Raw genomic sequence first — 25,676 nt, forward strand, 5'->3', positions numbered from 1 at the left:
GGGATAGTTATGATAGACACGCGGTTATTGATTGTTAAACGGTTACTGGAGCAGCATGAATTTGAGATGAATCTGTTTGCTGAAGTGCTGGGATTATCAGGAAGGCAGTTATCAAGACTGCTGAAAACATGGGAGGATGCAGGTTATATTGAATATTATCCCGGGCAGGGGCGGGGCAATAAATGTCATCTCGATTTTCTCATCGATATTGAAAAACAGCTGTTTTTTGAAATCGTCAATCACGATAAAACGATGACTTTGGCAGAAATCAACGAGCTCTTATCGCTCCCCTGGAGCATCACAGTCGTTGAATCACTGAAAGAGCGCTTGATGGAGCAGTACTTCCATCCGGATGATAAGCCGCTGGAAGTGACAGTCATGGATTATGTACCGACCATTCCTGTCACGCTTCATCCGGCCTACTTGAAGGAACTGGGCGGTATTCAAATTTGTCTGCAAGTCTTTGAGACGCTGTACAGAGTAGATGAAACTGGAGAAATCGTCTATCAGCTGCTGCGCTATGATGAATGGCAGGATAATATTCTGCATCTTTATTTGAAGAAAGGCATTCTCTTTAGTAATGGCAGTTTACTGACGAGTGAGCATGTCAAATATGTGCTGCTGATCTTAAAAGAGCAGAGCGAATACCAGTATTTATACCAATCACTCCTGTCCATTGAACTATTTGATGACACTCATCTGGCACTGACATTTGTTGAACCGTGCAATAATATCAAATATATGATGGCAGAAACGTTCAGTTCAATCTATAAGCTGGAAGAAGGAGAACTATTAGGCACCGGACCTTATTATATTCATAAGCATGAGACAACTGAAATGGTATTAAAAGCTAATTATTACTATAAACCTATCAATCCGGACGTCAAGACCATCCATTACTTTGCCCGGGGGCATCGCACCGTTGACCAGAGCATGAGTCTGATGAAGGCGAAAGGGATGACGACCCAGCTGTGCTATGCTTTTAACGAGCTGCTTGTGTTTAACCCGCTTGCTGATAGATTATCATTGAGACAAAGACGATTTATCAGGCATATCATTCTGCAGGCCGTCAGCCGGCTGGAACTGCCCGCTGCCCTCTATACATTGTCATCAGCTTATGAAGAGACGACGATGGAAGCACCGGAGTTTTGTCATCCCGTGAAAATTTTAGTGGATGATATGTCAATCAATGATATTCATTTCATAGCTGAAATATTCAGCAATCATCATATTCCTGCTGAATATATGAAGTTGACGCATGAACTTTATTTACGCACTAATCTGGCACATATTGATGTAGATTTAATATGGATGTATGAAGCGCTTCATCAGTCGCAGCCGCTCTTGACCATCAATTTACTGACACAGAGTAAATTCAAGGAATGGTATCAGCTGCTGACAACGTCAAAAGAATTTCTCAGTACGATTAAAAATATGTCTGCAAAAGCGTCAAGAGGTTATGCGGCGCAGCTTTTTGAGCAATGGGTGGAGCAGGCGTACGTTATTCCACTTTATATCAGAAAGCGCGTCATTTACTTTCCGGATGCACTGAAGAACTTTCAATGTTATCACTACGGCACATTTAAATATGACCGGATGATTGTCACAAAATAAGCGTGGTCAGTAGACCACGCTTTATAATATATTATATGGTTAATTGTTTTTTCTTTCTGCGTACGAGGAGCAGTATGATTTCTATTACAGCAATAACCAGCACTGATAAGCCGAACAAAGGCATCAGTATTCCCATGATAAGCAGCAGCGCGGCAAAAATCCATGAATAACGGTTATAGCGCTGCGCGCGCGGACTTGATAAGCTGCCCCGCACTTTGCGCATCAAGTAAATGTTAATGCCGTAACCTGCAATAACTAATAAGGCACTAGTAACGAGCAGATTGATAAGCTGATTGATGACACCGAACAGCTGACCTTCATGAAGAGGAATGGAGATCGCAATTAGTTTGGCGAGAATGCCGTAATCAGCAAAATCAAAAATCGCAAGTTTCATACCGGAGTACTGGTCGAGGTGAATCGTCCGTTCATCAAACGGGCTTGCGTCGAGTCCTGTGACGCCTGTAGCACTGTTGACTGATAAGACGTAAGTGCCTCTGTCATCCATCGGCACACTGATGGAATACGGTCTGTGGAATGATTCTTCTTCTGCCAGCTGGACGACGCGGCTGAGCGGCAGCCGGGCGCTATGAGCAGCTGTGGAATTAGTATGCTCATTCCTCGTCGCCCAAGGAATTTCATTATTTGACACAGGGGCTATCTTTTCAGCTTCCGGGAAGCCGATGACCGTATGGTCGACCGCAAAGCTGTAAATTTTATCACCGAGATAACCTGACCATGGCAGTCCTGAAAGAATGAGCAGTGTAAGCGGCAGGGCGAATACCGTACCGAGCAGTGCGTGGAATTTCGCTTTGTTTTTGCGGTCGATCTTGGACTTCGGCTGCGTTAAATATTTCTTGTAGAACGTCATAAATAATCCGGTCGCTATAAGAAATAACGTCCAGCAGGCAGCAAGTTCGACCATGTAATTGACAATAGTGTTGCCCGTCAGCAGATGAGAATGGAATTCTCTTGTGATATTCGAGAATAATTGGGCAGGATTAAGCGCAGCCTGAATATGGTTATGATGATCAAGATAGATGACTTTGCTGCCGTCATCAGGTCCCATCAATGTGATGCGTGTGTTATAGTGTGCTTTCGGGAAGCTGACTTTCATCACATGCCAGCCGGGATATTTCATTTCGATATCATGCAGACCGGCGTCTAACGACTGCTTTGGCTTACCGGTCTGACCGAACAGTGCGTCATGGTTCACGACCTGCTCTACTTGCGGATAAAATAAATATAAAATGCCGCTGATACTTAATGTGATGAGCAGAGGGGTGATAAACAATCCGGCGTAAAAATGCCAGCGCCAGAAAATGTTATTGAAGTATTTCGTCATAAGTGTGGAACTCCTTTTTCACAATCTTAGGAAATCTTACCATAATCGCTATAGTTATTAGCAAAAAGATTGTGAAAAAATAGCGACAGAAATTTTACAGAGTTATGTATTTTAGTAGAACGGCTGCTGGAAAAGTAAAATGGCATCATCATAGCTTTTATGCTATAATAAAAGCGAACAGGATTCATTCAGATAACACCAAATCCCAGGTCGAGTGCGAGTCGACCTGGGATTTTTTGTGGTGTTGTCGTCAATTTACTGATCCTTATCCCGATGATTCAGCCAGTAACCGAAATAAGTGATAGCGATTCCGCTCATCAGAGCAGGAATCAAGCGAACAAGGATTTCATCCATTATAACACCTCCTCCCGCTAATAAACGAGGGTGACGACATAGCCATTATAACATAAAATAGAACGCATGTTCGCATAAAATAGGGGTAATTTAATGATAACAACTAATAAAAGGATGGATTAACCAATGAATTACTATATTATAGGAGATGTCCACGGCTGCTATCATACACTGAAAAAAATTCTTAAACATTGGCACCCGTCGCAGGAGCAGCTGTTATTTGTCGGTGACTATATTAATAAGGGCCAGCATTCAAGGCAGGTCGTCGCGCTGATCAGAAAACTGCAGCGGCAGTATCCTGATACGGTGTGTCTTAAAGGGAACCACGAATATGAGATGGTCAAATACATCGAAAGTCATACACCGTTGCAAGAGATGAAGGATAATTACCGCAATACATTGAAGGACTATGACCTGCTGCATCGTTATCAAGACGACGTCAACTGGATGAAAAACTTACCACTGTTTTATGAGAACAAAGCGATCTACGTTTCTCATGCCGGTGTGAACTTCTTAGGTGTCAGAAAGTTCAAGGAAGATTCATGGTGGAGTGTGCTGCGGTTCCGCGGGAAGCTGAAGCGGATGAAGCAATTGCAGGTCATCGGCCATACACCGACTTTGACAGGACGACCGGAATATACAGAGAAATTTCACAGCTTGAATATAGACAGCGGGGCAGGTAATTTTACTGCGCTGTCAGCCGTGCTGATCAGTGCTGACGGCCGCCTGCTGCGCACGTTCACTGAGAAAGTAGAACAAGACGATCACCGGTAAGGTGGTCGTCTTCTTATTCCTGAGGATATTTTGTGCGGTAAATATAAGAAGAGACAAAAAATATAGATACTGTAATGATTGAAGTTGAAATCGGCAATGTATACGGTGCGTCCTTCAGTAAATATTCTATAAAAAAGCCGGCGATGAGTATAGCAGTCATAATGACAATCATATGCTTATCGTGCTTAAAATCTTCATGAGAATAATTCAAGGTCAGCAGCAGTCCGGTGAAATAACAGCCGAGCGCACCGTACATCAACTGAACTTTGAACAGGTTCGTGACATCATTGTTGGCGTCAAGAATAAGTGATGCGTTGACCATGCCAAGACCAATCAGTATAAAGAAATGAGCGATAGTCAGCGTCATACCAGAGGCGTATCTATCATAGCTGATCAACCGGTTTGTCTTCATCCAGTAAGAGCCGAACAGAGAGACAATAATCAAAAATAATAAGAAATCTGTATATTTAATATCATCAATCTTGAATATTTTAGTCAGTCCAATAATGGTCTCACCGAACATAATAATGGTCAGCAGCGTATAGCGTTCAACCATATGCGGCACGTTAATAGCTGACTGCTTCAGCTTTTTTGTGAAAGGCATCGGGAACACGCAAGCAGTCACAATAGCAAGCCCGAAGAAGATGTACATTAACGGAGAAGACAATACAATCGAGAAAGTCGCAAGAACAGCACTGATCAGCATCGCTGTCCCGAAAGTAATGGCTGCGAATCTGTCTTCATCTGTGATTTTATCGAGCAGACTTAGAAAGAACTGCAGACTGGTTGAAAAATACAGAATCGCGATGCAGATATTAACCGCATCAAATACTTCTGAAAAATGCTTGTCCAGGCTGATAGCGAGGAAAATAGCGATGAACATATTGAACAGCAAAAACACGACGTCCTTTGGTCGGAGAGCGCCGAACCGGTTTGTGTAAGCAGTCTGGTATGACCAGACTGAATAAAACACAAGCGTCATCACAATATATTTCATAAAGCTGTCGAGCGGGATATCACCATTTTTGCCGTTAAGAATCGTGTGGGATATTTGTGCAATAGCAAAAACATAAACCAGATCATAGAAGAGTTCTGTTAGTTCCACACTCTTTGTTTCCTCTTCATGCCTGTCTGTTAAATCTTCGGCAAAATGCTCTTTCATTGCTGACCCCCTTTTGAAAAAATCAATGTGAACTGATCTTAAAAGTGATGAATATCTTTAGGTGTCAATTTTAAAATTTTGTCGACATTGATAGCTGAAAAAGTATCGCCTTCTTTAATAGATAAAAATCCGTTAGCATTACGGTCAAATTTTGCGATGAAGTTGTTGAAAGTGATGCTTTCGTTAGTCGTCAAACGTTCAAAATGACTGAGAGTGACTCCATCTTCCATTAAAACTTCAATGTGTAAGTATTCATTACTTTCTGACATGATTTCAAGCTCCCTTAACAATAGATTTGTTAGTTTATACCCTAAAAAGCTTATATTATACATATAATCCTCTCTAGTAATTAGTTACTACAAATTACTAGAGAGCAGTAGTCATGTCAAACAATGGGGTATATAATTGAAAAGCGAGGAGGGGAACTTAATGCTGCATAACGGAGAATTATTCTGGCCGAAGACTTACTATAACAAACATTATCCAGCGCTTGACCATGACGCGGTCTGTGACGTTCTTATCGTGGGCGGCGGTATGAGCGGTGCGATAACCGCATTTACGATGGCACGCGCTGGCTATCGAACGATTATGATTGATAAAGAAACGATTGCCGGAGAAAGTTCGGCAGCTAATACAGGACTGCTGCAGTTTATGAGCGATAAACCGCTTGCTGACTGTATTGAAGATTTCGGTGAGGAAGACGCATACGAATTTTATGAGCTGTCATTCCGCGGTATGAATTATATCCGTGAACTATGCACAGAACTGCCTGCTGATGTAGAATTTCATGACCGTGATAGCGTCCTTTATGCTTCAAAGAAACGGCATGATAGTATGTTACGGGCAGAGTATATCGCCCTCAGGAAGTTCGGCTTCCCGTGTGAGCTGTTGACTGGAACGGAGCTGTACAACAAATATGGTATTTCTCGGTCGATGGGGCTTGTGACGCATTGTGACGGAGAAATTAACCCGTACGTATTTATCCAGCGTTTAGTTGAGAAGGCGGTATCGGACTACGGGCTTAAGGTTTTTGAACGGACTGAGCTGCTGAACTGGAGAAGCGACGGAGAGGAAGTGCGCTGTGATGTCACTCGTCACCATATTACAGCGCAGCACGTTGTTTATGCTGGGGGCTATGCGGATAATGAGTTCGTGAAGGCGATCAAGAAGAAGCGCTTCGTCCGCTCTTTCGCCCTTGTCTCCAAGCCGCTGAGCAGTAATCAGTTCTGGGCTGATAAGGCGATGCTCTGGGAGACAGCGAGACCTTATCTATACATCAGGCATGTAGAAGGCAACAGAATTCTAGTCGGCGGACTTGATGATAATAACAGAAGAATCCCTTCTAAACGACTGATCCGTAAAAAATCCCGCCGGTTAATCCGTGAGTTTCATAAGTTATTCCCGACGATTACGCTGGAAGCGGCTGACTGTTACGGTGCGCGGTTCGGTGAAACAAAAGACGGGAAGCCGTTTATCGGAGAAGTGCCGGACATGCCGAACTGCTACATGCTGCTTGGTTACGGCGGCAATGGAACAGTCTATTCGGCATTTGGAGCAAAATTGCTGCTTGAAATGATACGCGGAGAAGAGAATCCTCAGCACCGTTTATTCAAACTGGAGCGATAACCTGACACTGCTTGAGTCAGGTTATTTTGTTTGCTTGAGAAAATCCACTTCTGTGTTAACTTTAAGTTAACATATGGAGGTGTCCAATGATTATTAAAAGTTTAGCAGATATGAAGAGCTTATCATAGTATCAGGCACTGAGCGGCCGCACAATGTTAACCGAGCGGCAGCAGGCAGAATATTATAAAGCAGCAGCAGGATTTGCCGGGGAAAGAAAGTTCTTTCAAATGATTGAAAGCTTGCAGGAATGCATAGTGTTATGGGATGTTGCGCTTGACTGGCAGTATAAAGGAAGTGCGCAGTTTGATTTTCTAGTCATTCACGGCAGCCGTTTAATTCATTACGACGTGAAGAATGTCAAAGGTCATTACGTTCTGACCGGCGATAACTTGAAATCATCGTTCGGATATTTGATGAAAAACCCGCTTGGCCAGCTGCTGAGGGCGGACGGAATATTGAAGGCACATGCCGACAGTTACAGCTCTCACTATGAAGTGGAAAGTTATGTCGTCTTTATTAATGAAGACTTTCATTTTTCGGGTAATAACGATAATGAACACTGGCTGTTTCCCGGGCAGTTGAAACGTCATCTCCGTGAGCTGGAGCGTGCGAATCATCTGAAGCATGACAATATTGGTCTCGGCAATTATTTGCTGTCTTGTCATAACCCCCATGATCACATACTGCCGGTTAAAAGTGAGTTCTCGGCAGTCGCCCGGGGTATGAAGTGCCCGCAATGCTGCAAGCTTGTAGAAGTGACGTTCAAAGGCCGGCGGAAGTTTCGATGTCCACTATGCAGTCGGACGACTTTGTATCATGCGCTTCTTGAATATAATTTAACTGAACTTTATTATTTGAAGGGCAGTCCTTTTCATTTAAAGGAAGCAATGGCCTGGTGCGGTAACCCTTCACGAGCAAGCGTATACCGCGTGCTGAAATCAAAATTCAAGTCAACCGGCCATACAAAAGGCACGAAATATTATTTATAAGCCATAATTGCATCACAAGCGCGAAAGTTATGATGCAAAAAGCAGTAATTGCATCACAAGTACGAAAGTTATGATGCAAAAAGCAGTAATTGCATCACAAGCGCGAGAGTTATGATGCATTTCCTGAAAGGAGGGGCGCTATGACAACGTCTTTGCAGCGAGAAGTCAAGCAGCTGATGTACGGGGAAGGTGCATCTGCTGCAGGATTCATTATATTATGGGGCATTACTGCTGTTATTAATGAAGAGGCACGCAGTTATTTATTGAATCCGCTGTACATCGTTCCTTTGCTGACAATCTGCATCATACTTGCGGCCGGGAGCTATTTCTGGTCGATTATGAACAGCTGTATTAAAGAAAAGCGACCCGTAAGATTGACTGCTGCACAGCGCAGCCGGTTCGCTTGGCTGCACCGGCTGATTATTATAGCGATGATCACTGCGACTATACTGATGGTCATCAATCTGCCGGTCAGTCAGCCGCTGCTTCTGATACTGATCTATAGTTTTATGTGGCTTGAATACATCAATTATTTTCATATGAGATTGTCTTATTTATCACCGCGTGAATTCAAACAGCTCCTGATCCATAGAAAGCCGGCACGTTCACAGTTATCGCGGGCACTGCGGTCAAAATAGCTGTATCTCACTGCGTAATCCGCTAAAATAGTAATACTGCAAAGGAGGATGTTATGGTTTCAAAAGATAAAGAAGCACTGCATCTTGAAGGTGTCATCAGCCTGATTGATGTCATACATGATGAACTGACAGGTGAACTGTCCAGAACGACCGGCGAGTTGATTGAAGAACGGCGTCACGCGCTGGCCGAGCTTGGTTCTGAGATTTCCGATGATACACAGATTGAATATTCACAAGTACTGCCGTCGCTTAAAATGCAGGAAGAGATTCAAGTCAACCGGCAGGATGTTGCCGGCAGCTTAAGTAGAATGAAGGACCGTCCTTATTTCGGAGCGGTGACCATTACTGATGACGATGCAGGCCGGGAAAAGCTTTACATCGGCCTTAACAGTTTAAAAGACCCATCGACAAACGATTTAATTATATATGACTGGCGGACGCCGGTCGCAAGCACGTACTATGCCAATCACCTTGGACCGGTGACTTACAATGTACCGGATGTCGGCGCGAGAACGGTCGATGTCAATGAGCGGATCCAGCTGGTCATTGAAGACGGCAGACTGCTGGACGTCTTCGATTCTGAACTTTATATCGGTGATGATGCACTGCAGCATCTATTGGTGGACACGGCGAAAGACCGGATGAAAGCCATCGTCTCGACAATCCAGCAGGATCAGAACGAGATTATTAGGCAGACGTCTGCTAAAGATATGCTTGTGCTCGGACCGCCGGGCAGCGGAAAGACGTCCATTGCTATGCAGCGGATTGCCTACTTGTTATATTTGCACCGTCATAAAATGTCGGCTGACAATATGCTCTTCATCACACCGAATGAAATGTTCGGTGACTATATCGGTGAAGTGCTGCCGGAACTTGGAGAAGCATCAATCAACGCGACGACGTTTTTCCGGCTCCGCTACAAGCTCGGCCGGCGCAACGAATATGAGACGCTGTTCAAGCATATTGAACGGATGAGACATGCCGGCGCTGAAGAGCAGCACGACTTTACATTGAAATCATCCGAGGCAATGCTCGCTGCGCTCGACCGGACGATCGCGCAGCTTGCCGAGCGTGAACTGAAGTTCAGAACAGTGCGCATTAAAGAGGAGCCTTTTGCTACGACTGAAGAACTTGAATATTTGTTCTATGACAAGTTCAAGTCATCACCTATCGATACACGGCTTAAGAAGATTCAAGTCGAGCTGACACCCCGCTACCATAAGGCACTCGATAAAGCGATCAAAGAGCGGACGAAAGCACTGAAAAAAGTGCATACGTATATCGGTACAGATGATGAGCTTGAACGTCGGGCAAAGCAGGAGATGACCAAGCAGTTCAGAACGCTTAAAAATTATATTGCGCATCTTCAGTTCGTCAATATTGAGCGCATTTATCTCGATACGTTGAAACGGCTGGATAGCGGCACAAGAAACCGGACGATGGCGGCGCTTAAAAATAGGGCACTTAACTATGAGGACATCGCTCCGCTGCTTTATCTCAATGTTATGATCAAAGGGCTGCAGAAAGAACCGAAAATCCAGCACTTGATTATTGATGAAGTCCAGGACTACAGCCCGGTTCAGCTGGCCTGCATTTCAGCTGTTTTTCCTAACGCGAGAAAGACAATGCTCGGCGATAAGCATCAACTCGTTCATCCGTTCCCGGTCAATACGCTGGACCAGTTGAATGCCATTGAACTGACCAAATCATACCGGTCTACTGTTCAGATCACAGAGTTCACAAAACAGCTGATTGATAATGATACGACTGAATCACTCGGTGTGCAGGGCAGGGAAGTAACATCTATTTCTTTTGAAGCTTTCAAGGAGCAGTTGAAGACACTTGATTCCGAGAGTGCTGCTATTATCAGCCGGGATGCAGCTCACGCTGAAGCGATTAACGCGGCACTCGCTATGCCGGACGTCACTTTGCTGACGCATGACCAGTTCATCTTTACGAAAGGGAAGCTCATCATGCCGAACTACATGTCAAAAGGCTTTGAATTTTCATATGTCTTCATTATTGATTATGACGGGTATGATCAAGAGCAGGACAAGTTTCTGCTTTATACGCTCGCCTCAAGAGCGACTAGAAGTTTGACGCTCGTCGGAAAAGAGGATTGATATGCAGCCACCATTAAACCCGATATTCAGCCAGATCAAATTTCAGGTCGAGTGTATTAAAGAACTGATGCACTGTGTCAGCTTCTTCTCTATGGAGCAGGAAATCTATCCCGGGGGCCGGACGTGTCTTGAACTGCTGAGACATATTGTGCTGCTTCCGGAAGCAGACTACAGATTGTCACAAGGTGCAGCGGAAGAAGAAATCCGGCAGTTTTATTTTTACTGGGAGAAAGAGCTGACAACGATTGAAATGCTGGAAGCGCGGCTTGACTTGAGCTTCATTATGTTAGAGGATGCGTATAAAGAGCTGGAACAGGAAGACTTGGTGCGCAGATCCCGCAGTTACTGGGGGACGGCATACAGTCAGACGGAGTGGCTGCTCACTATTTTGACGCATTTAAGTCATCACCGCAGCCAGCTGTTCAGCTTTCTGAAAGTTGAAGGAGAAGATCTTCGAACGATTCAATTATTTGAATGATAGACATCTTGAGAGATGTCTATTTTAATGCGCTCACTGGAGGTTACTATCGTGCTGCAAGCTGTATTACATGCATTTTTACTGGCCATCGGGCTGATTCTGCCGCTTGGTGTGCAGAACATCTTTGTGTTTAATCAAGGGGCGACACAGCAGAAATTTGCTCGTGCACTTCCCGTGATATTAACAGCGGCGCTTTGTGATACGCTCTTGATCAGTCTCGCCGTGCTTGGTGTATCGGTCATTATTGTGAGTATGCCTTCACTGCAGATCGCGCTTTATATCGTCGGTATCATATTTCTCCTTTATATGAGCTGGTCAATATGGACAAGTGCTGTGACGGCAGAAGAAGGAGCGCCGCTGTCAGCGAAGAAGCAGGTGTTGTTTGCTATGTCGGTGTCACTGCTCAATCCTCATGCGATCATGGATACAGTCGGCGTCATCGGGACGAATTCAATCGCTTATGACGGTGCTGAAAAATGGGCGTACACATTGACGTGTATCGCTGTGTCATGGCTCTGGTTCTTCATGCTCGCTGTTGCCGGCAGAAAAGCAGGTCATATTGATAAAGATGGCAAACTGCTCACTGCTATTAACAAGCTGTCGGTATTCATCATCTTGATCGTGATCGTCATGCTGGTGAGACAGCTTATGGAATTGATTTAACAGGGGGAAGAAGATGATTATAACGAAAAGGCTGACCATCCGGCCGCTTGACAAGCAGTTAATCGATGACATGACAGCGGATGAGCCGGTGCAAGAGCGATTTTTGAACCATGTCGAGAAGCTGTCGATCGACCCGACTTTGACAGGATGGGATGTGTGGATTGTGCAGCTGAAAGACGGCACTTATATCGGTGACATCGGCTTTAAAGGGAAGCCGGATGAATCACTGGAAATTGAAGTAGGATACAGCTTTTTGCAGGACTATCACGGACAGGGCTATGCGACTGAAAGTGTCAGTGCGCTGCTGGCTGATGTGTACGCACGGAATGCAGCTTTAACCGTGAAAGCAGAGTGTTTTAAGGATAACCCGGCGTCGCAGCGCGTGCTCGAGAAGCTCGCGTTTAACGTCACAAGTGAGAGTTCTGACATAATATACTGGGAGAAAAAGTTAACATCTTATTAATAATAAGATGTTTTTTATTTTGTTATATTATAATAAAATATAGTGAGAGGAGGTGTCATTTGTTACTAAAATCATGTGACGTACCTTATCGACTGAAATATTATGATGCGCTGGTCGGACGGGTCAAGATGACTGATAAGCAGTCGAAAGACTATGCCATCTATCAGTCGGGCTATCAAGGTGAGTGGTCTTTTGCTGAGCTGATCAAAGCATATAAGCATGCAGTCGTATTATGGGACGTTTCGCTCAATAATCGTTGTGGTGAAGCGCAGTTTGATTTTATTGTAATCCATGATTATGTCGTGACGCATTATGATGTAAAGAACTTCAAAGGCTCATATCAGTTGCAGGGAAATATGTTTGTCTCCAGGACAGGCAGCAAAATTAAAAATCCGGATACGCAGCTTGCTGTGGCACATGCAGTACTGGAAAGTGAAATAAAAAGTTATGACTGGCGGTATGAAGTCGAAAGCTATATTGTATTTATTAATGAGACGTTCCATCTTGATGGCAGTAAGAAAGAACAGTGGCTGTACAAAAGTCAGCTGAAACATCACCTTTCTGCTATCGACAATCCGCATCCTATGACCGAACATAATATGCAGCTTGGTAACCATTTACTACAGAGACATCAGCCAAACCCTCATTTGAATATGCCCGTTAAAACTGAGTTTAGCAGTATAGCCGGAGGTTTAAAATGTCCGTTGTGCAGAAAGCGGATAGAGATTCTGTTGACCGGCAAAAAATATTACAACTGCCCGGCATGCATGAGAGTCTTTATGAGAAAAGAAATTTTGTTGAGAAGTCTGCAAGACCTATATTACTTACAAGAAGTACCCTTTAGTATTAGTGAGGCTGAGGAATGGTGTCAATTATCCAGCCGGACAACACTTAAAAGGCTGCTGCGAGAATATTTCAAATCTACAGGACAGAAAAAATCAGTGAAATACTATTTGTAGAACAAGTTCAAAATTGGCCCACAAATCAAAATGTGGACCAGTTTCACTCAAAAAGTGGCCCACAAATCAAAATGTGGACCAGTTTCCCGGATAAACAACAACGAGCCGTCACTCAACTGTCAGCTATGCATGGACGAGTCGGTCAACGATAGATTGATACACTTCCTGCCAGAACTCCGGCGTGTTTTTATATTTGTCGTGAATGACTTGATGTTTTTCTTTGCTTTTCTCGTCGAAAGTCGGGTCTTCTTTAGCAGGCAGGTCGCTCCGTGTTTCAGTGACAAACTCCTGTACTTTCTGAGCACGCGGCCCCCAGACAGCTGTCTGATGATAGTCATTATCCATGAAGACGAAAATAGGAATAGCGCGGGCTGTGCCGTTTGTCAAATACTGATCGATTAAATCAAGGTTTTCATCACGCAGGACAAAGCGCACGTCGATGCCTGCTTGTTCTGCGATTTTCAGCAGTACTGGAATAGTCATCATTGCATCTCCGCACCAGTCTTCAGTGATGGCGATTGCTTTCAGGTGTTTATCGGTCACGGATTCAAGACGTGCATCTTCCGGCAGTTCGAAGTTGTCGTAGATCGTCTGCATCTCTTCTTTATTCACTTCCATCTGATTGATATAGTCATCAGCTGTCAGTCCGTTCTCAAAATAAGTCTTTAATTTTGTCATGATGATTCCTCCCTTGTATTCAATCCCATTATAGCAATGCCGATAAAGCTCTCAAAATAATCTGATTTTTCATTGATTTTGCGGTAAATACGGATGAATCTTCATTGAAGGCCTGATAATCTTAAGACAGCTAATTTTTTCATACTGCAAGTCTCCTTCAGGACCAGTACGCACTGGTCCCTTTTTTATTTTTTTCTCCTCATTTATTTCGTTTTCCGATATAATATAATTAAATGACAAAGGAGTGATCGCATGAATTATGAAGAAAAAGTAAAAAAGTATGCTGAATTAGTCGTTAAAGTAGGGCTTAACGTGCAGCCGGGCCAGCGTGTTGTACTGAATGCAGATATTGATGCCATTGACTTTGTACGTGAACTGACACGTGCCTCATACGCAGCAGGTGCAAAAGAAGTCATCCAGAAACTGTCAGACGGTCCATCGCTGCAGATGAAGTACGAGCACGCACCAATTGACGTGTTCGAAACAGTAGAACAGTACCGCATCGATGAAACGAACGCTTACGTTGCAGAGCGCATTGCTAACTTAAAGATTTATTCTCAGACACCTGAACTGCTGAAACAGGCGGATCCCGCTAAAATCGCGGCGTCTGCCAAGGCGCTTGGTGAAGCAAACCGTGACTATGCACGTGCGGTCGGGCGTTATGACTTTACATGGAGCATCGTAGCATTTCCGAATACAGCGTGGGCGGAACTTGTGTTTCCTGACTTAAAAGGCGAGGAAGCGCGCATGAAGCTGCTTGATGAAATGATCAAGGCAGTGCGTGTGGACCAGGAGGACCCGGTCGAAGCTTGGCGGCTGCATAATGAGAAGTTAAACGAGAAGGCACGCGTGCTCACTGACAAAGGTTATGATAAGCTGCACTACAAGTCCGAACGGACAGATGTTGAAATCGGTCTGAACAAAGGCCATATTTGGCTTGGTGCGAGTGCCGTCAATGCTGATGGTGTGGAAATTCAAGTGAACATGCCGACTGAAGAAGTGTTCACATCCCCTGACTTCAGACGGGTGAACGGCGTGATCGGCAACACAAGACCGCTGAGTTACAACAGTGCGATCATCGATGACTTCAAGCTGACATTCAAAGACGGTGTCGTCACTGACTTCGAAGCGGGGCAGGGCTATGAAGTGCTGAAAAATATGCTGGACAGTGATGACGGTGCACGACGTCTTGGTGAAATCGCGCTTGTACCTGACGATTCACCGATATCGAATTCTGGCGTGTTGTTCTATAATACATTGTACGATGAAAATGCATCATGCCACGTCGCACTCGGCCGCTCATTCCCGAATGCGATCGCAGATGGTAAATCATTATCAAAAGAAGAGCTGACGGCACGAGGAATGAACAGTTCAATCATTCATGTCGACTTTATGATCGGCGGCCCGGATCTTTCAATCGATGGTGTCAAGGAAGACGGCACATCAGAACCGGTATTCCGCAATGGCAACTGGGTGATTTAATAACAAACCCCGCAGATACGTTTCAGTGTCTGCGGGGTTATTATTTATTCCTCTACGTGAGTTTCTCCTTCATACGGGTCGACCATAACAGTTTTTTCTTTGCTACCGTCCATCAATTTGAACTCATAGACTGGAATGTTATCTTTTGATTCAAGCGTCCATTCTTTGATTTTAGCGTCTTTACTTGTTTTATTCTGTGCTTTTGTCAGTGCTTCGTCGAAAGACAGCATCTTGTCATAGTTGAATGTCTGTTCGTCTTTAGCTACTGCATCTTCTTTAGAGGACAGCAGTTTCTTATCTTTCATGGAATAGGTGTATACCATATTTTTATTGTTTTCATTCTGACCGATTTTATAGACCCACTGGCCGTTATCATTTTCAAAATCGATATTCGTCAGTTTTCCCTGCTTGTTGTCATTTTGCAGCTGTTTAATGATGTCATCAGGCGTCGCAGTGATCTCATCTTTAGAGAGCAGCATCTTGTCCTCGCTGTCTTTACTTGATGAAGCTTTCTCGTCATCTTTCACAGCGTCATCTGCATCGTCTTCATCATTGGCATTGCTGTCTTTTGTGACATTCGCAGCTTCATTCTTTTTGACTGCATCTGATTTATTCGCTTCTGAAGAATCAACTTCTGATTTATTTTTATCGTCCGGACTGGTTGCTTTATCATTACTGTTATCTGCATCACACGCTGCAAGAGCGAGACCAGCAGTCAACAGCAGGCTTAGTATTTTAAATTTCATCATCATATCCTCCTGTGTACTTTTACTAAACTCATAACCTCTTTCAATTACCGCTAAACTTTATTGTGAATAACTGGCAGCAAAAGTGGTATAGAACAGTATAACTGAAAGGGGCGGATCATTAATGTGGACTACTCAGAATTATCCGGACAGCTGGAAGAACCTCGATGAACTGGAACGCAAAAAAGCGTTTGATATCGGTAACGCGATGCTGACGAATGGTTACAAAGAAGCGGATGCCATTCCGATTGCAACAAGTCAGGCGGAAAAATGGTATAAAGATGCGTCTGTTGATGAACTGAAAGAACTGAAGAACAAGAAAGTCTCAAAGCACAGTAAAGACGCATCGGCGAATCCCGAGCTGATGGATGAAGATGTTGAAGTGTACTACGAAGAAGATGCGTGGAAAGTGAAAACTGTGAGTGCAAAGCGTGCGAGCGGCACTTTCAGCACGAAGAAAGAAGCAGTCGACCGGGCAAAGGAAATCGCCGGCAACAAAGGCACGAAAGTGATACAGCATAATAAAGGAGAGCAGTAGACTGCTCTCCTTGTTAATGTGCTTTTAAATAATCGCCGAGTTCTTCAACGGACTCCACGACTGTTACAGGTTGTTCATTTTCCAGTTCAGCAAGACTACCGTAACCATACATGACGCCGATTGCATCCATGTTATTTTTGCGGGCGCCGACTAAATCATGCTTTCTGTCGCCGATCATCACACAGTCATGGACATCGAGCTGATAGCGGTCGACGACAAACTTGATGACTTCATCTTTATGGACTCTTGTACCGTCAAGCTCACTGCCGGCGATAGCATCGAAATAACCATCCAGCTTGAAGTGCTCAAGTATCTGCTCTGCAAATACGACAGGCTTACTCGTAGCGACAAACAGATGACGTCCTGCTGACTTCAGTTCCTTGAGCAGCTCTTCGATGCCTTCGTATACTTTGTTTTCATAAAGGCCTTTGTCCGAAAAATATTCCCGGTAGTAATCAACCGCCAGATGATTTCTGTCACCAGTCAGCTGGTAAGTGGATTCATAGCTTTCACTGAGCGGCGGCCCGATAAAATGTTCCAGTTCGTCGTTATGCGGAGCAGCGATATCGAGCTTGCCGAGTGAGAAGATGATGGAGTTTGTAATACCAAGCTTTGGATCTGTTAACGTGCCATCAAGGTCAAATAATATATTTTTATACGTCATAGCCCTATCTGATGCCCCGTTCATATTGTGTTGGAACGATGATTTCATCTCTCAGCTGTTTGATGGCATGAATCGTCCAGTACGGGTCATTCAGCATACCACGGCCGACTGCGATTAAATCAGCATCATTATTTTTCAATGTCATTTCAGCGACTTCCGGTGTGTCCAGTATGCCGACTGCGATAACTGGAACATCAAGTTCTTCTTTGAAGCGGCGGGCGAACGGTACTTGGTAGCCTGGATAGTTGCCGGGCTTGTCGCTGCCGGCCGGTGCTTCTCCGCCTGTTGAAATATCGAATAAATCGACGCCTGCTTCTTTATATTTGCGGCCGAGTTCAAGAGCATGGTCCACATTATAGCCGCCGTCCATATATTCACGGGCAGATATTCTGAACATCAGCGGCATATCTTCCGGCATGACTGACTTAACGGCTTTGATCACTTCGACGCCGAACAATGATAAGTCACGGCCGTAGTCATCGTCACGTTTGTTGATGCCTGGTGAATGGAACTGATGGATCAAGTAACCATGGGCGCCGTGTATTTCGATCGAATCAAATCCGGCTGCAACGGCGCGGCGCGCGGCTTCCTTATATTTATCCACCATCTGCTTCACTTCTTCAGTGGACAGCGCTCTTGGATAACGTGTCTCGCCGAACTCCGAATGAGCTTCAACCGGCATTTCTGACGAGCTGACCGGTGTTTTAATGTGTGTCGCTTTACGGCCGGCATGCGCAATCTGGATCGCTGCTTTGCTGCCTTGTGCATGAATGACGTCTACGAGCTGCTTGTACGCTGGGATCTGGGCATCATCCCATAGTCCAAGGCAGTTGGCAGTAATTCTGCCGTCCGGCTCTATATTGGTCATCTCGACGATAATAAGGCCGGTCTGACCGACAGCCCTGGATGCGTAGTGGACAAAGTGCCAGTCATTCGGTGTGCCATCTTCCTTTGTGACAGAATACTGGCACATCGGCGGCATGACCACGCGGTTTTTAAGTTCCATATTCTTATATGTAAAAGGTGTGTTCAATAAAGTCTTCATCATCATTCCTCCTATACCGTTTATTATAGTAATGAATAAAGCAATATAACATGAATATGCTTGAAGATTTTAAAGTTACAGTTTACACAATGAGGGAATAGTGTTATACTATCAGTAGAACAGTTGTAACATTCCTAATTTTTTGCTTGTTATTCTGTTATATAAATAATAGAACAGGTGGTGACATAATGTATATAGAACTCGATGATCAAAGCAGCACCCCGATTTATCTGCAGCTGGCCAATCAGATTATCCGGGGCATTGCGAACAAAGAGCTGGTGCCGTACGAAGCGCTGCCGTCCGGTCGCATGCTTGCAGGCGACCTCGGGATTAACATGCATACCGTGAACAAAGCCTACCATTATCTGGAGGATAAACGCTTTATTCAAGTGCAGCCGAAGTCGGGTGCCATGATTCATCCGGAAGCGGTGAGAGCGGCCAGTGCCAGTGAAGTACAGTTACTGAAAGAACGACTGCAGCCTATTATAGATGAAGCAAGATGTCTGCGGTTATCTAAAGAAGCCATCTATCAATTAATCAAGGAGTGTGAAAATGATGATTGAAGCGATAGTCACAAGTTTGATTATAGGGGTGACAGGCCTCGTCATACTGTTATCAGGACGCTTCGTTAAACGTAATATGTTGTTTTCCGTGTACGTTCCTGACAATTACCGGAAGGAAGCTGAAGTAAGGGACATCATCAAACAGTTTAGAGTGCAGGTCATTACAGCGGCAGTGCTCAGCGCCATGGTCAACTTTATCGTCATGCTGTCTGCCGGCCATACAGCGGTCATTATATTGATGATGCTGCTCAATCTGCTGCTCATCATAGATGTACTGTTGTACAGGAACGCCAATGAAAAGATGAAGGCACTGAAAGAGAGAGATGACTGGATGGTCGGTGTAAAAATGCTGCGGACAGCAAATACAGCTGCCCGGGATGATCTTGCACTGCTGCCATGGCAGATTTATTTAATTCCATTCGCGCTGCTGACGCTCAGTGTGATTTACACGGCGCTGAACTATAGTCATATACCAGACAGAATAGCGGTGCACTGGAACATCAATAATGAAGCGGACCGCTGGGAGGACAAGAGTATCGGCACTGTATTCTATTCAGGGCTGCTCGGTTACGGCATTCTTCTGCTGCTGATAGCGGTCAATTCAGCCATCAGCTGTTTTCCGATGATGCTTAATCCCGCAGCGAAAGAGGCGTCACAGCAATATGAGAGCAGCGTGAGAAGAAACAACAGCTATTTGATGTTTATCATCGCTGTTGTCGTGTCACTGATGTTCAGTTTTATTCTTGTGCAGCCGTTATTGTTCCCGCCGGGCTATATGCCGGGTTATGTCATGCTGGTGATGATTGCCGGCATGATTATCCCGATTGTTCTCAGTATCATTTATCAGTTCCGTGCAGACAAAAAGTACCGGGAAACTGCAGCAGTAGTCGATAAAGCACCTTATCATGATGACAGTAACTACAAATGGGGCTTGTTTTACTACAATAAGCAGGATTCGAGCGTCTGGGTGCCGAAAGTTTCGCAGTTCGGGATGACGATGAACTTTGCACGGCCGGAAGCACTGCTTATTTCCGCTGTAATTCTTATTGTGACGCTGCTGCCGATCATTTTATTATTTATTTTCGGCTAGCCGGCAGCGCGTTATTACATGCAATCAAGGCCAATCTTTCCTATAATAAGTTCAAGACCATAAGATTGGGCGTGGGAATATGTATGAAGTGAAAACAGAAGTCAAGATTATTCCGGACGGATTTGAGTCAGTGAACCGATTTTTTCATGACCATGTATTCCGCAGTTATATTGAGCTCGGTGCAAAGCTTAGAGGACGCTGGGTGGACGCCGACTGTACACTGATTACAGAAATATGGGCATTCCATGATAAAAATCATTATCAGCAGTTTTTTGAATTGAGAAAGAAGACATCTCATTACAAGAACAGCGTAGCCGAGAAACTGGCTAATGATAAATGGATTATCTCGAAGAAAGAAACACATATGGAGCCGACGGGTAATTACTTCCAGCCGCTGCACAGTGTATCAGCAAGTGTGTTTGCACAAAATGACAAAGGCGAGACACTGCTTGTCAGAAGTCTGCATAGAAGCGATACACTGGAACTCCCCGGCGGTATGGTGGATCATGAAGAGAGCCTGACAGAATGTGCCATCCGAGAGACGAAGGAAGAAACAGGACTCGATGTGGAAATATTAGGACTTGTTTATATTTCGCACAACGTGTCTAACGGTATCATAGCGTTTGTCTTCCACGGAAAAATTACAGGCGGCCAAATTGCAGACTATGAAGAAGAGACAAAGGATGTCGGCTTTTACGATACATCTGAACAAGCGATTGACCGTTACGTTAAACGCCCCGATTTCAAGGAACGTATTATCGAATCACAGAAATTGAGTTATCTTCCGCTCGATATTATGACAAGCAGACCTTACAATCTTGTCGAACGCCTGAACTAAAGAAGTATAGCCAAAATAAACGCCCTGCAGTAGTGGCGAACTGCAGGGCGTTTATTATGACTTTTGAAGGCCGCTTCTCACTGATTTTCAGTCGGTTGGACTGGATTTTGGCCTTCAGGAGCTGTTTGAAGGCCACTTCTCGCTGATTTTCAGTCGGTTGGACTGGATTTTGACCTTCAGGAGCTGTTTGAAGGCCACTTCTCACTGAATTTCGGTCGGTTGGACTGGATTTTGGCCTTCAGGAGCTGTTTGAAGGCCACTTCTCACTGATTTTCAGTCGGTTGGACTGGATTTTGGCCTTCAGGAGCTGTTTGAAGGCCACTTCTCACTGATTTTCAGTCGGTTGGACTGAATTTTGGCCTTCAGGAACCGTTTGAAGGCCACTTCTCACTGATTTTCAGTCGGTTGGACTGGATTTTGGCCTTCAGGAGCTGTTTGAAGGCCACTTCTCGCTGACTTTCAAGAAAAAATCCATTATTCACTGGCGAATTTAAGAGTTGTATCAAGCTGGCCGGTCAATTCGGTCAGCGGCAGCGGTCCGCCCTGCAGCCACTGACCGAAATCAAGTTCTGTCGGCTCTGTATCACCGCCGAGCGCTATCCAGGCCTTCAGCTCCTTCGGAAAATAGCAGCTTGTGTGGATGGTGCCGCTCCAGCTGGAATATTTATCACTGAAGATGCCGGCAGTCGAACTGTTCATAGCATTAAATGCCTCGGCTGCAGTTAATCCGCTGTTGACCTGCGCAGTCATCGCGGTCATTCTGTCATAAGAATCTGTCAGTACTTTTCGGTTTTCATGAGTGAGGACTTCGAAGTGATTGGTACAGTAATGGTGTTCTCTTATATTAATATCCCGCGGTGTCACTTCTACAATCTGTGTGATACCTTTTTTGTCGAGCACAATATAGGAGAAGCTTGAGCGGTGGGGAATGGACTGCAGCAGCTTGACTGCTTCTTCGACATCTCTGCATGTCTCAAGTATCAGCCGGCCGATCATATAGCAGACGAAGCCGTCACCCGGATTTTTGCGGTGCATGAAATTGTAGCCCATCGTCAAACCGTGTTCATTGATGCCGTCCATCCGGCCGGTCACCCGCGAGACAGGGGCCATCGTCGCATAACCGCCGTCATCCGGTTGAAAGAATGTCAGCCGGCCGTCGTAAGTCGCTGGATGATAGTCATAATTACGGACAAGAAAACCTTCGGCAGTAAAGACAGAGCACCCGGAGTCTTTCGCATAAACTCTATAGCCGCCGAAGTTCTGCAGCACTTGTTCAAGTCCCATATCAAGTGAATCTTGAAGCCCGATTAATTCATCCCATATATACGGTGCAAACTCATTGAACACTCGTCTTGTTTCCTCTATATCCACATCAAACCGCGGTCGTCTGATCCGCCATTCGCGGGCGCGGTTTTTCATCATCAGTGTTCCTTTAATCCATTCTCCCTGGGCATAACCGAAGTCATAATGACTGCCGCGGAATTCTGTAATGCTGCTTGTAACGTCCTGCATATGATCACGCCTTTAGCCTTTTATATATATTCTAACATAATTGATTTGACTATCATAACAAACAAATTGACTATTGTATTTGTCAAATTGTAAAACATATATTACAATAAAGATAGATTCAATGAATTCTAGTGAAAAGAGATGTGAATACATTATGAAAAACAGGCTGAAGGAACTGCGGGCAAGAGATGGCTTTAATCAGACAGAGCTCGCAAAGCGGGCAGGCGTATCGAGACAGACAATCAGTTTGATTGAGCGTGATGGTTTCATGCCTTCTCTGTTGACGGCAGTTAGAATCGCGCGGATTTTTGAGGAACAGATAGAAGACGTATTTATTTTTAAGGAGGATGAACTATGAAAAAAATGTGGAAAGGCTTTTTGATTGGTGCTGTGATTGGAGGGATTTTCGGTATGCTGTTAGGCGGGGGGCTGGATGCGATTAATTTTCTAGCAGCTCGTTTCGACAGTGAAATGAAAGCAGGAGCCATCATCATTATTATTATGGCGCTGGTACTATATATAACGCTTTCCATGAGAAAGTTTAGAACGACAAATAACCTTCTTCAAAGTTGATTCTCGCTATTTACCAGATTGCTCAAGGTGAGAACCAGATTATAGGGATGCTGCTATTTGCGGGTATGTTGATTTATTCAGCTGTTAAATATTACAATAAAGCTAATGAATATAATAAATAATAATGCTGATGTTGCCCGTGCATGAGTAACCGAAAGTGATAATATGGTTTAAAAGTCCTGCAAAGCGGGACTTTTTGTCTGATTTCTCCGTCTCCAGCCCGCGTCGGTTGACTTCACTCCTGATTTTTACTAAGGTAGGCGGTGAGGAGTGATAGTATGAGAACGTTGGAACAGGAGAAGGATCTCTTCTTTATTGATGGTTCAACGTACGATTTACTGACAGAGGAATTAAAGACGACCGTTGTATGCCCGAAAGATGAATTTCGCGGACATGCCATCTATAAAAACTTTCATGTGAGCAACTGCCATAGAACGTGGCGCATTTCAGATTATGACTATGTGATTGCTGCACAGCCCGGCTGGTACGAAAGTCTGCCGGCAAGTAAGCAGCAGCTTGTGTTCAATGAGCAGAAACGGACAGGTTCCTGCATGCTGATCGGCAGTACGCTGATCACACAGCGCTTCTGGTCACGATTGACAGCAGCACAGCAGCAGGAAGTCATCAGTCTTTACGATGAACCGATAGAACAGCTGGATGTGTCAGGGCTGCCTGACCGTTTCACACGTCTGCACGGCGTATTTCCTGATGAGCACGGTGGTAACTGTTTCGCAGCGGCTCTGTACGGTGTGACGGACGAAGAAACAATTCTTAATGAGTGGATGCATGATCAGATGTTCACTGACATGCTGACCCGTAATCACTATATACAGACTGATCAGCCGGAAAGTGACAGCGTCATGGTATTTGTCCGTGATGGTGTCGTCGTCCATGCATGCTATATGATTGATGACGACTACTGCTTCAATAAATCAGGACAGATGTTCTACAATCCATGGCATATCGCCCGCATTGACAAAGTGAAGACCGACTGGAAAGACTGTGAACTGGTCTATTACAGTTCAGCCGGGAAAGCAAATATGGCAAGGACTAACAAACAAGCTTGTTACGCTTAAACGACAAAAAAACCGGATCGGCTGACCCGGTTTTTTTTGGTTAGTTGACGCCGACTTGGCTCCACGCATTAGCCACAGTTGAAGCATCTGTTGTGCCGTATAAGTCAGTCGCTGCTCTTACTAAGGAAGCTTTAGCGTCTGCGAATGATGAATTAGGTGTTAAGTAGTAAACTAAAGCACGGTAGTAGATTTTCTCTGATTTTGCTTTGCCGAGTTTCGTTACTGTGTTGTAGAACGCTTTGTTCGGGATACCGCTGTTTGTATGAACGCCGCCCCAGTCGCCGGCCTTTGTGTTCGGCAAGTATTTATAATTGTTCATATGAGAAGGCTGGCCATAAAGATCTGGATTCGACATGCTGCGCAGTGCATCACCGCTCTTGTTCGGTGTATAGACATCTTCACCCATTAAGAAGTCAGGGTCTACAAAGTAACCGAAGACATCTGAGAATGATTCATTCAATGCACCAGGCTGATTCTCATAGACAAGTCCTGCTGTTTTTTCAGTGACCGCATGTGTCAGTTCATGAGCGATGACATCATTGGCACCTGATAACGGGGAGAATGTCACGCCGTCTCCGTCACCATAAACCATCGATTCACCGTTCCAGAAAGCATTGTTGTAGTTGGTGCTGTAATGGACGATAGAGTAGATAGGTGCACCCTGATTATCGTAGGAATCACGGTTATGGACATTTTTGTAGTAGTCATAAACCTGGTCAGCATAGTAATGCGCATCGACTGCTGCACGCTGTGCTGGACTTGTGAAATATTTGTCTGAATCCGTCACGATAGAATAGTTTGATGTCGCATTTTTAGCGTCATATGTCTCGATGTTACCAGTGTGCGTCATATCCGCTAAATAATAAGTGCCGTTCTCTTCATAGATGTTCAATGTTTTAGTATCGCCTTTGTTACCTGTACCGCTGCCGGTAGTCGGCCCGACGTCAGTCAGCGCATTCTGCTTAGCAACGACTTCGCCTGTTTCTGCATCAATTTGAACTTTCCAGTTGGCAGGCTGAGGTGTCAAGTAAATCAGCTGAACATCATAGACGAGTTTATTGTGCTCAGGGTTGACGACTAAATCTGCTTTTTTGACGACTTTACGACCTTGGTTTTTGACTGCATCTTTATCGACACCTGCAGCAGCATAAGCTTTATCGACCGCCTGTTCTGCTGTCAGTTTTTGAGTGTTGGTCGGTGCGAGTTCTTTCTGGTCAAGGTCACCGTTGACGAATGTCACTTGTCCTTCTTTATTGACGTGGACTTTAACTTCTGTGTTCAGTCCGACTTTGCCGTTAACTTTTGGCTTTAATGTATAGTGAGTGAAGCCGAGATCGTCTTGTTCAACTGAAACGACATCGTACTGCTTGTAAGTTTTCTTAACTTCTTTTGAACCAGGTAAATTTTTAAGTGTGTTTTTAGCTTCCTGTTTATTCTGTACTTTTTCAAGCTTTGTCAGTGCCTTTGAACCATCTGATTTCGCGAACGACTCATTCGCTGGAACAAGTGAAGCAAGTAAAGCTGTAGATAATACTGCAGGAACGATGAATTTTTTCGACATGTAATACACTCCTTAAATAGTGGTTTTTTAAAGCTAATTCTTATTATAATTATTTTGAATTGTTTGACATCTGTATTTTACGCAAATCTGTATAAAAGAGATGTTAACATTTCTTGATAATATGA

At 44.5% G+C, this 25,676-nt stretch carries 28 protein-coding genes; 18 read left to right on the forward strand and 10 right to left on the reverse strand.

Annotated features, from left to right (window positions below):
* Positions 1–9 precede the first annotated feature (9 nt).
* Positions 10–1,614 (forward strand): ABC transporter substrate-binding protein, encoded by a 1,605-nt coding sequence (locus tag ERX35_RS10545; RefSeq protein WP_149459856.1) that lies wholly within the window; start codon positions 10–12, stop codon positions 1,612–1,614.
* A gap of 31 nt (positions 1,615–1,645) precedes the next feature.
* Here ERX35_RS10545 and ERX35_RS10550 read toward each other — a convergent pair whose 3' ends face one another.
* Entirely contained in the window at positions 1,646–2,956 is a 1,311-nt protein-coding gene (locus ERX35_RS10550) for a PepSY-associated TM helix domain-containing protein (RefSeq protein WP_149459857.1), read from the reverse strand.
* Positions 2,957–3,211: 255 nt separating this feature from the next.
* Positions 3,212–3,310, reverse strand: coding sequence for a type I toxin-antitoxin system Fst family toxin (locus tag ERX35_RS10555; protein ID WP_149459858.1), 99 nt, complete (start codon positions 3,308–3,310; stop codon positions 3,212–3,214).
* 126 nt (positions 3,311–3,436) lie between these two features.
* Here ERX35_RS10555 and ERX35_RS10560 point away from each other — a divergent pair, with 126 nt between their 5' ends.
* Complete coding sequence (locus ERX35_RS10560; RefSeq protein WP_149459859.1) at positions 3,437–4,084, forward strand: metallophosphoesterase family protein; 648 nt, start codon at positions 3,437–3,439, stop codon at positions 4,082–4,084.
* 13 nt (positions 4,085–4,097) lie between these two features.
* On the opposite strand, the gene ERX35_RS10565 is transcribed toward ERX35_RS10560, so the two are convergent.
* The gene (locus ERX35_RS10565) at positions 4,098–5,246 is read right to left on the reverse strand and encodes a low temperature requirement protein A (protein ID WP_149459860.1); all 1,149 of its coding nucleotides are present in this window, start codon (positions 5,244–5,246) and stop codon (positions 4,098–4,100) included.
* A 38-nt stretch (positions 5,247–5,284) separates the two neighbouring features.
* Positions 5,285–5,515: a hypothetical protein gene (locus ERX35_RS10570; RefSeq protein WP_149459861.1), complete on the reverse strand. Its 231-nt coding sequence runs from the start codon at positions 5,513–5,515 to the stop codon at positions 5,285–5,287.
* Positions 5,516–5,675: 160 nt separating this feature from the next.
* Between ERX35_RS10570 and ERX35_RS10575 the strand changes: the two genes are divergently transcribed.
* From ERX35_RS10575 to ERX35_RS10610, 8 genes are all read left to right on the forward strand, one after another.
* The gene (locus ERX35_RS10575; protein WP_149459862.1) at positions 5,676–6,872 is read left to right on the forward strand and encodes an NAD(P)/FAD-dependent oxidoreductase; all 1,197 of its coding nucleotides are present in this window, start codon (positions 5,676–5,678) and stop codon (positions 6,870–6,872) included.
* A gap of 152 nt (positions 6,873–7,024) precedes the next feature.
* Complete coding sequence (locus ERX35_RS10580; protein WP_149459863.1) at positions 7,025–7,861, forward strand: nuclease-related domain-containing protein; 837 nt, start codon at positions 7,025–7,027, stop codon at positions 7,859–7,861.
* A gap of 140 nt (positions 7,862–8,001) precedes the next feature.
* A complete protein-coding gene (locus tag ERX35_RS10585; RefSeq protein WP_149459864.1) occupies positions 8,002–8,499 on the forward strand; it encodes a hypothetical protein in 498 nt (165 codons plus the stop codon).
* 53 nt (positions 8,500–8,552) lie between these two features.
* Complete coding sequence (locus tag ERX35_RS10590) at positions 8,553–10,622, forward strand: HelD family protein (protein WP_149459865.1); 2,070 nt, start codon at positions 8,553–8,555, stop codon at positions 10,620–10,622.
* A 1-nt stretch (position 10,623) separates the two neighbouring features.
* A complete protein-coding gene (locus ERX35_RS10595; RefSeq protein ID WP_149459866.1) occupies positions 10,624–11,100 on the forward strand; it encodes a DinB family protein in 477 nt (158 codons plus the stop codon).
* Between the two features lie 51 nt (positions 11,101–11,151).
* Positions 11,152–11,763, forward strand: a complete 612-nt coding sequence (locus ERX35_RS10600; protein ID WP_149459886.1) for a LysE/ArgO family amino acid transporter — start codon at positions 11,152–11,154, stop codon at positions 11,761–11,763.
* A 13-nt stretch (positions 11,764–11,776) separates the two neighbouring features.
* Entirely contained in the window at positions 11,777–12,226 is a 450-nt protein-coding gene (locus tag ERX35_RS10605) for a GNAT family N-acetyltransferase (RefSeq protein WP_149459867.1), read from the forward strand.
* Positions 12,227–12,285: 59 nt separating this feature from the next.
* Positions 12,286–13,185 carry a nuclease-related domain-containing protein gene (locus ERX35_RS10610; RefSeq protein ID WP_149459868.1) on the forward strand — a complete coding sequence of 300 codons (900 nt, stop codon included), beginning with the start codon at positions 12,286–12,288 and terminating at the stop codon, positions 13,183–13,185.
* Between the two features lie 123 nt (positions 13,186–13,308).
* Here the strand turns inward: ERX35_RS10610 and ERX35_RS10615 are convergent, their stop codons facing one another.
* Positions 13,309–13,863: a thioredoxin family protein gene (locus ERX35_RS10615; RefSeq protein ID WP_149459869.1), complete on the reverse strand. Its 555-nt coding sequence runs from the start codon at positions 13,861–13,863 to the stop codon at positions 13,309–13,311.
* Between the two features lie 252 nt (positions 13,864–14,115).
* On the opposite strand from ERX35_RS10615, the gene ERX35_RS10620 reads away from it, so the two are divergent.
* Positions 14,116–15,345 (forward strand): aminopeptidase, encoded by a 1,230-nt coding sequence (locus tag ERX35_RS10620; RefSeq protein ID WP_149459870.1) that lies wholly within the window; start codon positions 14,116–14,118, stop codon positions 15,343–15,345.
* 44 nt (positions 15,346–15,389) lie between these two features.
* Here ERX35_RS10620 and ERX35_RS10625 read toward each other — a convergent pair whose 3' ends face one another.
* On the reverse strand, positions 15,390–16,094 hold the full coding sequence (locus ERX35_RS10625) for a PepSY domain-containing protein (protein WP_170234617.1): 705 nt from the start codon (positions 16,092–16,094) through the stop codon (positions 15,390–15,392).
* Between the two features lie 121 nt (positions 16,095–16,215).
* On the opposite strand from ERX35_RS10625, the gene ERX35_RS10630 reads away from it, so the two are divergent.
* Entirely contained in the window at positions 16,216–16,629 is a 414-nt protein-coding gene (locus tag ERX35_RS10630; RefSeq protein ID WP_149459872.1) for a DUF2188 domain-containing protein, read from the forward strand.
* Between the two features lie 13 nt (positions 16,630–16,642).
* Here ERX35_RS10630 and ERX35_RS10635 read toward each other — a convergent pair whose 3' ends face one another.
* The gene (locus ERX35_RS10635) at positions 16,643–17,293 is read right to left on the reverse strand and encodes an HAD family hydrolase (RefSeq protein WP_149459873.1); all 651 of its coding nucleotides are present in this window, start codon (positions 17,291–17,293) and stop codon (positions 16,643–16,645) included.
* Between the two features lie 4 nt (positions 17,294–17,297).
* Positions 17,298–18,338 (reverse strand): NADH:flavin oxidoreductase/NADH oxidase, encoded by a 1,041-nt coding sequence (locus tag ERX35_RS10640; RefSeq protein ID WP_149459874.1) that lies wholly within the window; start codon positions 18,336–18,338, stop codon positions 17,298–17,300.
* Positions 18,339–18,526: 188 nt separating this feature from the next.
* On the opposite strand from ERX35_RS10640, the gene ERX35_RS10645 reads away from it, so the two are divergent.
* The 3 genes from ERX35_RS10645 to ERX35_RS10655 all read left to right on the forward strand — a co-directional run bounded on the left by ERX35_RS10645 (position 18,527) and on the right by ERX35_RS10655 (position 20,829).
* Positions 18,527–18,901 carry a GntR family transcriptional regulator gene (locus ERX35_RS10645; protein WP_149459875.1) on the forward strand — a complete coding sequence of 125 codons (375 nt, stop codon included), beginning with the start codon at positions 18,527–18,529 and terminating at the stop codon, positions 18,899–18,901.
* Positions 18,894–19,991, forward strand: a complete 1,098-nt coding sequence (locus ERX35_RS10650; protein ID WP_170234618.1) for a DUF1648 domain-containing protein — start codon at positions 18,894–18,896, stop codon at positions 19,989–19,991. Before ERX35_RS10645 ends, ERX35_RS10650 begins: the two co-directional genes overlap by 8 nt.
* A 79-nt stretch (positions 19,992–20,070) precedes the next feature.
* Positions 20,071–20,829, forward strand: coding sequence for an NUDIX hydrolase (locus ERX35_RS10655; RefSeq protein ID WP_149459877.1), 759 nt, complete (start codon positions 20,071–20,073; stop codon positions 20,827–20,829).
* A 474-nt stretch (positions 20,830–21,303) separates the two neighbouring features.
* On the opposite strand, the gene ERX35_RS10660 is transcribed toward ERX35_RS10655, so the two are convergent.
* Positions 21,304–22,341, reverse strand: a complete 1,038-nt coding sequence (locus ERX35_RS10660; protein WP_149459878.1) for a C45 family autoproteolytic acyltransferase/hydrolase — start codon at positions 22,339–22,341, stop codon at positions 21,304–21,306.
* 154 nt (positions 22,342–22,495) lie between these two features.
* Between ERX35_RS10660 and ERX35_RS10665 the strand changes: the two genes are divergently transcribed.
* The 3 genes from ERX35_RS10665 to ERX35_RS10675 all read left to right on the forward strand — a co-directional run bounded on the left by ERX35_RS10665 (position 22,496) and on the right by ERX35_RS10675 (position 23,990).
* A complete protein-coding gene (locus tag ERX35_RS10665; protein ID WP_149459879.1) occupies positions 22,496–22,699 on the forward strand; it encodes a helix-turn-helix transcriptional regulator in 204 nt (67 codons plus the stop codon).
* The gene (locus tag ERX35_RS10670) at positions 22,696–22,914 is read left to right on the forward strand and encodes a hypothetical protein (protein ID WP_149459880.1); all 219 of its coding nucleotides are present in this window, start codon (positions 22,696–22,698) and stop codon (positions 22,912–22,914) included. Before ERX35_RS10665 ends, ERX35_RS10670 begins: the two co-directional genes overlap by 4 nt.
* A 278-nt stretch (positions 22,915–23,192) precedes the next feature.
* Positions 23,193–23,990 (forward strand): hypothetical protein, encoded by a 798-nt coding sequence (locus ERX35_RS10675; RefSeq protein ID WP_149459881.1) that lies wholly within the window; start codon positions 23,193–23,195, stop codon positions 23,988–23,990.
* 40 nt (positions 23,991–24,030) lie between these two features.
* On the opposite strand, the gene ERX35_RS10680 is transcribed toward ERX35_RS10675, so the two are convergent.
* A complete protein-coding gene (locus ERX35_RS10680; protein ID WP_149459882.1) occupies positions 24,031–25,551 on the reverse strand; it encodes a M4 family metallopeptidase in 1,521 nt (506 codons plus the stop codon).
* Positions 25,552–25,676: the final 125 nt, after the last annotated feature.

It is taken from the genome of Macrococcus equipercicus (assembly GCF_004359525.2).
GTDB lineage: Bacteria > Bacillota > Bacilli > Staphylococcales > Staphylococcaceae > Macrococcus > Macrococcus equipercicus.

Bases quoted from the DNA above. Each gene is read 5' to 3' on its own strand.
- ERX35_RS10545 (WP_149459856.1), top strand. From the start codon at position 10: ATGATAGACACGCGGTTATTGATTGTTAAACGGTTACTGGAGCAGCAT.
- ERX35_RS10550 (WP_149459857.1), bottom strand. From the start codon at position 2,956: ATGACGAAATACTTCAATAACATTTTCTGGCGCTGGCATTTTTACGCC.
- ERX35_RS10555 (WP_149459858.1), bottom strand. From the start codon at position 3,310: ATGGATGAAATCCTTGTTCGCTTGATTCCTGCTCTGATGAGCGGAATC.
- ERX35_RS10560 (WP_149459859.1), top strand. From the start codon at position 3,437: ATGAATTACTATATTATAGGAGATGTCCACGGCTGCTATCATACACTG.
- ERX35_RS10565 (WP_149459860.1), bottom strand. From the start codon at position 5,246: ATGAAAGAGCATTTTGCCGAAGATTTAACAGACAGGCATGAAGAGGAA.
- ERX35_RS10570 (WP_149459861.1), bottom strand. From the start codon at position 5,515: ATGTCAGAAAGTAATGAATACTTACACATTGAAGTTTTAATGGAAGAT.
- ERX35_RS10575 (WP_149459862.1), top strand. From the start codon at position 5,676: ATGCTGCATAACGGAGAATTATTCTGGCCGAAGACTTACTATAACAAA.
- ERX35_RS10580 (WP_149459863.1), top strand. From the start codon at position 7,025: ATGTTAACCGAGCGGCAGCAGGCAGAATATTATAAAGCAGCAGCAGGA.
- ERX35_RS10585 (WP_149459864.1), top strand. From the start codon at position 8,002: ATGACAACGTCTTTGCAGCGAGAAGTCAAGCAGCTGATGTACGGGGAA.
- ERX35_RS10590 (WP_149459865.1), top strand. From the start codon at position 8,553: ATGGTTTCAAAAGATAAAGAAGCACTGCATCTTGAAGGTGTCATCAGC.
- ERX35_RS10595 (WP_149459866.1), top strand. From the start codon at position 10,624: ATGCAGCCACCATTAAACCCGATATTCAGCCAGATCAAATTTCAGGTC.
- ERX35_RS10605 (WP_149459867.1), top strand. From the start codon at position 11,777: ATGATTATAACGAAAAGGCTGACCATCCGGCCGCTTGACAAGCAGTTA.
- ERX35_RS10615 (WP_149459869.1), bottom strand. From the start codon at position 13,863: ATGACAAAATTAAAGACTTATTTTGAGAACGGACTGACAGCTGATGAC.
- ERX35_RS10620 (WP_149459870.1), top strand. From the start codon at position 14,116: ATGAATTATGAAGAAAAAGTAAAAAAGTATGCTGAATTAGTCGTTAAA.
- ERX35_RS10625 (WP_170234617.1), bottom strand. From the start codon at position 16,094: ATGATGAAATTTAAAATACTAAGCCTGCTGTTGACTGCTGGTCTCGCT.
- ERX35_RS10630 (WP_149459872.1), top strand. From the start codon at position 16,216: ATGTGGACTACTCAGAATTATCCGGACAGCTGGAAGAACCTCGATGAA.
- ERX35_RS10635 (WP_149459873.1), bottom strand. From the start codon at position 17,293: ATGACGTATAAAAATATATTATTTGACCTTGATGGCACGTTAACAGAT.
- ERX35_RS10640 (WP_149459874.1), bottom strand. From the start codon at position 18,338: ATGAAGACTTTATTGAACACACCTTTTACATATAAGAATATGGAACTT.
- ERX35_RS10645 (WP_149459875.1), top strand. From the start codon at position 18,527: ATGTATATAGAACTCGATGATCAAAGCAGCACCCCGATTTATCTGCAG.
- ERX35_RS10650 (WP_170234618.1), top strand. From the start codon at position 18,894: ATGATTGAAGCGATAGTCACAAGTTTGATTATAGGGGTGACAGGCCTC.
- ERX35_RS10655 (WP_149459877.1), top strand. From the start codon at position 20,071: ATGTATGAAGTGAAAACAGAAGTCAAGATTATTCCGGACGGATTTGAG.
- ERX35_RS10660 (WP_149459878.1), bottom strand. From the start codon at position 22,341: ATGCAGGACGTTACAAGCAGCATTACAGAATTCCGCGGCAGTCATTAT.
- ERX35_RS10665 (WP_149459879.1), top strand. From the start codon at position 22,496: ATGAAAAACAGGCTGAAGGAACTGCGGGCAAGAGATGGCTTTAATCAG.
- ERX35_RS10670 (WP_149459880.1), top strand. From the start codon at position 22,696: ATGAAAAAAATGTGGAAAGGCTTTTTGATTGGTGCTGTGATTGGAGGG.
- ERX35_RS10675 (WP_149459881.1), top strand. From the start codon at position 23,193: ATGAGAACGTTGGAACAGGAGAAGGATCTCTTCTTTATTGATGGTTCA.
- ERX35_RS10680 (WP_149459882.1), bottom strand. From the start codon at position 25,551: ATGTCGAAAAAATTCATCGTTCCTGCAGTATTATCTACAGCTTTACTT.